4 protein-coding genes are annotated in these 8,435 nt (G+C 68.4%); 1 reads left to right on the top strand and 3 read right to left on the bottom strand.

The window, feature by feature from the left end; genetic code table 11:
* Nucleotides 1-300 precede the first annotated feature (300 nt).
* Nucleotides 301-738, bottom strand: a complete 438-nt coding sequence (locus tag ACFWV2_RS29095; protein WP_384409387.1) for a hypothetical protein — start codon at nucleotides 736-738, stop codon at nucleotides 301-303.
* Nucleotides 739-1,070: 332 nt separating this feature from the next.
* On the opposite strand from ACFWV2_RS29095, the gene ACFWV2_RS29090 reads away from it, so the two are divergent.
* Nucleotides 1,071-3,710 (top strand): Helicase associated domain protein, encoded by a 2,640-nt coding sequence (locus ACFWV2_RS29090; RefSeq protein ID WP_384409386.1) that lies wholly within the window; start codon nucleotides 1,071-1,073, stop codon nucleotides 3,708-3,710.
* 291 nt (nucleotides 3,711-4,001) lie between these two features.
* Here ACFWV2_RS29090 and ACFWV2_RS29085 read toward each other — a convergent pair whose 3' ends face one another.
* Together ACFWV2_RS29085 and ACFWV2_RS29080 are read right to left on the bottom strand one after the other, a co-directional pair.
* Nucleotides 4,002-7,517, bottom strand: coding sequence for a DEAD/DEAH box helicase (locus tag ACFWV2_RS29085; protein WP_384409384.1), 3,516 nt, complete (start codon nucleotides 7,515-7,517; stop codon nucleotides 4,002-4,004).
* Entirely contained in the window at nucleotides 7,502-8,272 is a 771-nt protein-coding gene (locus tag ACFWV2_RS29080; RefSeq protein ID WP_384409382.1) for a hypothetical protein, read from the bottom strand. Before ACFWV2_RS29080 ends, ACFWV2_RS29085 begins: the two co-directional genes overlap by 16 nt.
* Nucleotides 8,273-8,435 lie beyond the last annotated feature (163 nt).

The following is an 8,435-nucleotide window of genomic DNA, read 5'->3' as shown; positions in this document are numbered from 1 at the left end:
GTGAAGCTCCGTCCGCTTCGCTCCCGGAGCTGGGGAGGGAAGCGGACGGAGCTGGGGAGGGGACTTCGTCCCCTGGGGCTTGCGCTGCGCTTCAGCCCTCAAGCGGGTCCGCTGCGCTCCCCCGCTTGAGGACCTGCTTGAGGACCTGTACGCCGCTTGATGACCTGTACGCTGCGCTCCCAGGTCGACCCGCTTCGCGGGTGCTGGCTGTGGGGGCGGCGGTAGCGCCTGGCCCTGCCTCTCAGCGGGCTTGAGCCTTCGCTTCGGTCCAGGATGGCCGGCGAGGAAGGTGTGGGGCGGTCAGGTTTGATCGGCCCTGCTCTTGGGTGTCCAGGTCCAGGGCTTCACTGCAGGCACGGGGCCTTCCATGGCGCTGCGGAACTTTTCCTTCAGGCTCTTCGGGGGTGCTTCCTTTTCTTCCCGTGAATGGACGAGCTGGGCTGTGGTCACCCGTATATGGCATTCGCGGTGACGTTGCTTCACGAGCACTACCCAGGAGCCGTCTTGAGTGATCAGGGCATGGCGGGCGGGCTCGTCTCCCGGGCGTGTGTGCCGGGCCAGGGTGCCTGGCAGGAAGTGCAGCGCCGCGTCCTCGGCGGCCGCGGTCGCCTCCGCCTGGTCCTGGCCGATGCGGTGCGTGCCTGTGAGCATCCATCGGTGCAGTTTGAGGTCGGTACCGTCGACGCGTTGGGTGGTTCGGGTGTCCTCTTCGATGAGGACGTACCAGTCAGCGGTCATGGGTGGACGTTATCCGCTGGTGTGGGACGGTGGGTGTCTCAGTTTTGATGCAGCATGTAGAGTTGGTGGAATACGGGGGGTTCCCTGGAGGGTCTTTCTAGTCAATCCAGGTGCTGAATCTTGTTTTCGGTGGATCGCATTGACCGTACTGGAAAGCTTCTTGGTAAGAATGGTCGCCGAAGTAGGCGCACGGCGGATAGACGGCTGCATGCCGTACCAGACTGTCCATATCAGGGCGGTGAGGGCGAGGGCGGATGCCAGGTGCTTCCACGTAGGGGATCCTGCGACGGGACGGATCATGGCGCTGATCCTAGGACAGAGAGTGCAGGGTCTTGATTTCGCTCAGGGAGCATCAGGTAGACCAGCGGTCGGCGTTTCGCAGATGGGTTGGATTTCCTGCAAGATCACCTGTGCCGCCGCAGGGGGCTCGGGGCACGATCGTGTCCGCGACCGGGTCGGGCAAGACCATCACAGCGGCCGCGTGCGCGCTGGAGTCCTTCACAGGCGGCCGGATCCTTGTCACCGTCCCGACCCTGGACCTGCTCGTACAGACCGCCCAGACATGGCGCCTGATGGGCCACACCACGCCGATGGTCGCGGTGTGCTCGCTGGAGAACGACCCCGTCCTGAACAAGCTGGGCGTGCGCACGACCACCAACCCGGTCCAGCTCGCACTATGGGCCGAGTCCGGGCCCGTGGTCGTGTTCGCCACGTACGCCTCCCTCGTCGACCGCGACGACCCTGAGGACCCGACAGGGCAGAAGAAGGTTCGCGGGCCTCTGGAGGCTGCGCTGGCGGGCGGGGAGCGGCTCTACGGCCAGCACATGGACGGCTTCGACCTCGCGATCGTGGATGAGGCCCACGGCACCGCCGGTGATCTTGGTCGGCCGTGGGCGGCGATCCACGACAACCAGCGGATCCCCGCCGACTTCCGGCTCTACCTCACCGCGACCCCGCGCATCCTCGCCACTCCCCTGCCGCAGAAGGGCACCGGCGGCCAGGAGGTGGAGCTCGCGACCATGGCCGACGACCCGAACGGGACGTACGGCGCGTGGCTCGCGGAGCTCGGGCTGAGCGAGGCGATCGAGCGGGAGATCCTTGCGGGATTTGAGATCGACGTCCTGGAGATCCGCGACCCCTCCCCCGTCCTCGAGGAGTCCGAAGAGGCGCGACGCGGCCGACGCCTGGCCCTGCTGCAGACCGCACTCCTGGAACACGCCGCCGCGTACAACCTGCGTACGGTCATGACCTTCCACCAAAAGGTCGAGGAAGCCGCCGCGTTCGCGGAGAAGCTGCCCGAGACCGCAGCCGAGCTGTATGACAGCGACGCCTCGGAGATGGACCTGGCCGCCGCCGACAAGCTCCCCGCATCATCGATCAACGCCGAGTTCTACAAGCTGGAAGCCGGCCGCCACGTCCCACCGGACCGCATGTGGTCCGCGTGGCTGTGCGGCGACCACCTCGTGTCCGAGCGGCGCGAGGTCCTGCGCCAGTTCGCCAACGGGATCGACGCGGCCGGGCGCCGGGTCCACCGCGCCTTCCTCGCCAGCGTTCGCGTGCTCGGAGAAGGGGTGGACATCACCGGCGAACGCGGCGTCGAGGCCGTCTGCTTCGCCGACACCCGCGGCTCGCAGGTGGAGATCGTGCAGAACATCGGACGGGCGCTCCGGCTCAACAAGGACGGCTCCACCAAGGTCGCGCGGATCATCGTGCCGGTGTTCCTGGAGCCGAACGAGGACCCGACCGACATGGTCGCCTCCGCCAGCTTCAAGCCGCTCGTGGCCGTGCTCCAGGGCCTGCGCTCGCATGATGAGCGTCTGGTCGAGCAGCTAGCCTCCCGGGCGCTCACGAGCGGGAAGCGCAAGGTCCACCTCCGGCGTGACGAGAACGGGCAGATCGTCGCGGCCTGCGGCGAGGGCGCCGGCGAGGACCAGGAGGACGACACGCAGGCCGCCGCCGAAGCGGCCCTGCTCCACTTCTCCAGCCCGCGCGACACCGCGACCATCGCGGCGTTCCTGCGCACCCGGGTCTACCGGCCCGAATCCCTGGTCTGGCTTCAGGGCTACCAAGCCCTCCTCCGCTGGCGGAAGGAGAACGAGATCACCGGTCTCTACGCCGTCCCCTACGACGTCGAAGTCGAGGTCGGCGTCACCAAGGACTTCCCGCTCGGGCGATGGGTCCACCAGCAGCGGAAGGCCCTGCGGGCAGGTGAGCTCGAGGAACGGCGCAAGACCCTGCTGGACGCCCCGGAAGCCGGGATGGTGTGGGAGCCGGGCGAGGAAGCATGGGAGAACAAGCTCGCCGCGCTCCGGTCCTACCGGCGGGCCACCGGGCACCTCGCGCCGCGTCAGGACGCGGTCTGGGGCGAAGGCGAGACAATGGCGCCGGTCGGCCAGCACATGGCCAACCTGCGCCGCAAGGGCGGCCTGGGCAAGGACCAGGAGCGGGCGGCGAAGCGCGCGCAGCAACTGACCGCGGTCGATGAGGACTGGAACTGCCCGTGGCCCCTGAACTGGCAGCGGCACTACCGGGTCCTGGTGGATCTGGTTGACGCCGACGGCCACCTGCCCGACATCGCGCCCGGCGTCGTCTTCGACGATGACGACCTGGGCACGTGGCTTCAGCGGCAGAAGAAACCGGCCACCTGGGCGCAGCTGATGCCCGAGCAGCAGGAACGGCTGGCCAAGCTCGGCGTGCAACCCGACCACGCCCCCGCCCCCGCACGTGCGGCGAAGGGGGGCCCCAGCAAAGCACAGGCGGCATTCCAACGCGGACTGACAGCCCTGGCGCAGTACGTTGCCCGCGAGGGAGAGCCCTCGGTGAGACGGGCCCACCGAGAGAAGGTCATCATCGATGGCCAGGAACACGACCTCGCACTGGGGATTTGGTACTCCAACCAGAAACAACGCCGCGACAAACTAGACCAGGAGCAGCTCGGCGCGCTACGGGAACTGGGTGTGGAATGGGTGTGACACCGCCGCCGTCCGGCTGTTGAGCCGGATCGCACGAGGCCCCCGGGAGCCGTGCTGTCCCAGGTCGTTGGACCTTACGGGTCAAGCGAAGTGCACAGAGACCCGGGATGCCACAGACTCCCGGGGTCTCGTGCTGTCGGCGGCCAGTGACTCCGTACGGGGCCGACCCTGCAACGCGGGGTGCACCACAGAGCGGAAGAGGCCCATCGTGCGGCATCGCTGCAGGTCCCGGGTGAAACGCGAGGCGGTGTTGCAGGAGCCGCGTTATCGGTGGCGGGGCCCCTCGGCGCCCTACAGGCTGGCCATAGCCAAGGTGGTGACAAGCTGCCCGGCCTCAAGGTGGTGGGTGAGGTCGAGACCGCTGTCGATCAGGGTGAGGACAGCGTGATGCCGGGCGGCGGGGATGGCGGCGATCTGGTTTCCGTCGCGTTTGACCCTGATGTTCGCCGGCTTCTTGCCTGGGTGGGTCAGGGTGACCGGCCCGTCTCCTATGCCCGGGTCTACCCGTGCAAGAGGGATGGTCACGGGACGGCCTCGCAGCAGTTCGTTGAGCGGGTTAGCTGGCTTGCTCACGTAGTCGAGGAGGTCCTCGACCTCGTACGTGTTGGCCTTGTACGCGTTGACCCAGCCGTCGATCTGCTGATCGGCGACCCAGGTGCGGAGCTCACCGGAGCCGATGCCGGCCTCCGCCGCGGCGCGGCCGATCTGATGGGCCAGCCGGCGGGAGGTGATGCCGGAGGTCAGGAGCGTGATGGCCTGGTCGGTGTCGACACCGTGCCGGATGTGCCAGGCCGTCTGGGCGAACAGGCGGGGCGTGGTGGGCGTCAGCAGGGGGTGGGTGTTGACGAGGTTGACCAGGGCTCCGGCTGTCCAGCTGATCGCGTGCTCGAAGGCCTGCTTGATGCTCTGGACGGTCAGCTCCAGCATCTGAGGATGGGACGGGATGCTGTCGGGCATCCAGGTGCGGGCCAGTTCCGGGATGGAGGTGCCGGAGATCCAGTCCCGGACCGCGTTGTCAATCGGCACGTCGAATGTGAGGCTCTTGCTCTGCTCGTTGGTGAGCTTCCAGCTCCCGCTGGCCTCGGGCGTCAGCAGAAGGTTCTTGAAGGCGCCCTGCTCGGCAAGGAAGTCCAAGGTCTGCTCCAGCGGCCACTCGGGCGGCCCGAAGAAGACGTTGATCTCGTTGGGGGTGTCTTCGGGGACCGCGTAGGCGAGGAGTTGTTCCGCGAGGCGTCGCGCGAGTTGGTCGAGGAAGCGGGCGGATCCGATGCTGGTTCCGGTGCTGGCCCACCGGCGGGTCGAGACGGGGTCTGTGGCGTCGTAGACCGAGGTGACCTTCTCCGCGAGCGCCATCCAGCGGGCCGGGACCGAAGGGTCGTCGGCCTGTTCCATCGCGAGCAGTGATCGCACCGGGTCCAGCCGATCGCCGGGTGCGTGCAGGGTCTCGGCGTGGGTCTGCAGGATGAGCCACACGAACGCGGCGAAGTCGGCCGCGACGGTTCCCATTACGTCGAACAGGCCGTCGAGCGAGTTCTGCAGCTGCAGTTCGGCGTGGGCCAGTGACGTGAGGGCGTCTTTGCTGAGCAGTTCGGAGGTGACGGTGAGCCGCTCGCTGTCGGGCGTGAGCGTCTCGAACTCAGCGGCTTGGGGCGGGTAGGGGCGGGTGAGGATGACCCACCCCTCGCTCTCGCGCCCTGCTCGGCCGGCACGGCCGATGGCGTTGAGCAGTTTCGCGGGACTGAGGCCGTGCTGGTTCCCGTGTGTGGGATCGCCTTCGACCGTGTGATTGATGATGACGGTGCGCACCGGGAGGTTGACGCCGTCGGTGAGGGTGGTGGTGCTGGCGATGGCCAGCAGGTCTCCGTCTCGAAGTCCTTGTTCGACGGCGTGGAGGACGTCGTCGGGAAGGTCGGCGTGGTGGAAGGCGACGCCGTGACGGGTGCAGTCGACCAGGGGGTGCTGCTCGCCGAGGGTCTCGGCCAGGAACTCGGTGAGCGCCGCAGCCTCGGGGCGGACGTTCAGATGCTCGGCCATGGCGCGTGCGGCGTTCCTGGCGATGATTTTGCTGGCGACGACCATCAGGACGCTGCCGGCCTGGGTCAGGGCGGCAGCGCCGGCGGCGAACACCTTGTAATCGGGGATGCTGTCGGTGAGCTTGGTGGCAGCCTTCCACTGCGAGGAGTTGGGGGAGGCGTAGGCCCTGGTGCCCACGCTGGGGATGGTCAGGCCGAAGGTGCCGCTGGTGGCGGTCGGCCGGATGTCGAGCCGGGGGGCCACCGGCACAGTGGCCCGGGTGGTGGAGGGCTGGTTCTTGCTTGGCTTGCGCGGGGTGCGCTCGGCCTGGTCCTTGAGCAGCTGCGGGTACATGAGGCCGTGCAGGCGCCTCGGGCCGCGCCAGTCGTCGGTGAAATACACCTCCTCCGCCGGCCGCTCCGGGTCCAGCCACGACGCCAGGGCACCCCGGTTGCCGACAGCGGCGGACAGCAACACCAGCCGGATGTCGGAGCGGGTCCGCAGAAGGGCGAGCAGGCTCTCCAGCGCGAAACCGCGCCGGCCCTGCGCGAGGTGGTGGGCCTCGTCGACGACGATGAGGCTGACCTCGTCCAGCGCTGCGCCCGGGTTGTTGCGGATCATGTGCATGAGCCGCTCCGGGGTCACGATGTCCACATCCCCGACGAGGGAGCCGCTGCCGTCGGCGAGCGGGAAGTCCGGCTGCTCGGCGACTAGTTTGCGTTCCAGCAGCCGCAATCGGCCACGCAGCGCGGCCCGCATCTCCCGGCCCAGGCTGCGCATCGGCGACACATAGACCACGCGGCCGGGCTTCTGCGCCAGGTGGGAACAGATCACTAGTTGGGCCATCAGCGTCTTGCCCGCGCTGGTGGGCACGCTGATCAGGCTCCGGCCGGTGGCGGGGTCGACCGGGTTGCCCCGCTCCAGGTTCAGCAACTGGCGCTGCGGGCGCCACAGGGTCATGACCGGCGGATCGGACATCGCGAAGGTCCGGGCGACCGCATCCGGAGTTCCCTTCGGGAGCAGCGTGTACAGGCTGCTGGCGGCCATTTCGCCGCTCAGGCCGAGGAGGTGGGCCGCGACCCACCGAGCGGGCGGGTCACTGCGGCCGGCACGGCCGTCGAGCACGCTGCCCAGCAGGTCCTGTGCGTCCTGTAGGCGGTCCGGATCGCCGAACGAGAGGAACAAGCGCAAGAGGTGGACGGATTCAACGACGGCTTCGGCAGGTCCGTACATTGTGCCCGCGAGCGGATCGCCGTCCATCAGCTCACGGAGCTCCGCGAACTGCCGGCGCCAGGCGGACAGGACCCGGTTCAGGTCGGGCCGGTCGAATGCCAGGAACACGACACCGGCCTCCAGAACCAAGGTGTCGATGTGCGCCGGGAGCGAGGAAGTGAAGTTCACCAGGTTTTTGACCTGGCGGTAGACGGCGGTGGCGTTGGGCTCTTGCTCGCACCGGCGGTACCCGGCCTGGGCAGCGAAGGCGATCCTCAGCCGCTCGGTCGGGGAGTGTCGCTCGTCGGCCAGGGCCAGGTCCATCACGTGCGCGCTGACCGCGAGGGCGCGGCGGGTCCGCATCGGGTCGAACCCGGGAGTCTCAGGCTCGACCGCGGCCAGTCCGTGCAAGAGCCACGCCGTCGCCAGCACATCGTCCGGAATTTCCTGGTCGCTGCGGAAGGCGGCGATCTCAAGTTGGGTGATGGCCGCCAGCAGTTCCGGCGCCGAGGGCAGGACCCCTCCGGGGCGGTATTCGCCGAGGGCGGTCGCGAGTACAGCCGGATCTAGAGTGCGGTCCACACGTACTTCCTCACCTGATGGGCGAAGCCCTCCAGATCGTCGATCGCCACCACCAGGCCCTGCAGCGCGCCGGGGTGCTTGTGGGTAGTGAAGTGCTCGTGAGCGAGGTGGAAGGCCTTCGTCGGGATCGCCGTGGTGTTGAGCGCGACGCTGACGCCGGCGCCGGCCGACTCCTCCTCATCGACCCACTGCTCGGTCAGACTGCCCACGAACTCCCGGGTGTCGTCGGCGAGCAGTTTGTCGCCCCAGGAGAGCATGCCCAGGTAGGTCGCCCCCTTGGTGCTGAGCTGCGTCCAGCCCTTGTGGATCGCGCCATCCGGCCGATTCGCCGTCGCGGTGTACTTCTTCATCTCCCACAGTCGGAAGGAGAAGCCCCGGGCCGTTCCGTCTTCCCGGTGGACGATGAGTCCGTCGCCACCTCCGTCGTTGACGGCGGCCTTCGGCGGTCCGAGGATCTCCACGGCGCGCGCTGGATCCTGGGGCAGATCGCGGGTCAGGAGGTACCAGAGCCACTCGCCCACGTACCCGGCCAGCCCGTGGTTGTGTTCCTTCTTCGCGGCTGCCGCTTCGAAGACGGGCTTCGCGAAGTGCCCCACCAGGACGTGATCCTTCCCGGTCAGCTTCACCCCGCTCAAGGTGGCCTCAAGCCACTTGCCGTAGCTGCGTGGGCGCCCACCGGTGCGTTCCCGCATGATCTCGTCGGCGACGATCCACCCGGCGGCTGCCCGGTCCTCGGGGCTGCCGCTGAGGGTCACAACGAGGTCCCAGCGGCACGTCTGGTTGGCTCCTCGGGGCTCCCGTCGTACCAGATCGGCAACCCGCCCACCGACGGCCGTCGCTCGGGCCAGCGCCTGCGCGGGCGAGACGTCCGCCACCCCGAACCCCCTGTTCGTCCCAGCCACCCGCGCCGTACCAGGT

The sequence above is a fragment of the Streptomyces sp. NPDC058671 genome (assembly GCF_042716475.1).
Classification (GTDB): Bacteria; Actinomycetota; Actinomycetes; order Streptomycetales; family Streptomycetaceae; genus Streptomyces.
The sequence above is the reverse complement of the archived record's forward strand: the minus strand, read 5'-3'. Positions and strand labels throughout refer to the sequence as shown.

Coding starts and splice junctions, on each gene's coding strand:
- ACFWV2_RS29095 (WP_384409387.1), bottom strand. CDS start 738: ATGACCGCTGACTGGTACGTCCTCATCGAAGAGGACACCCGAACCACC.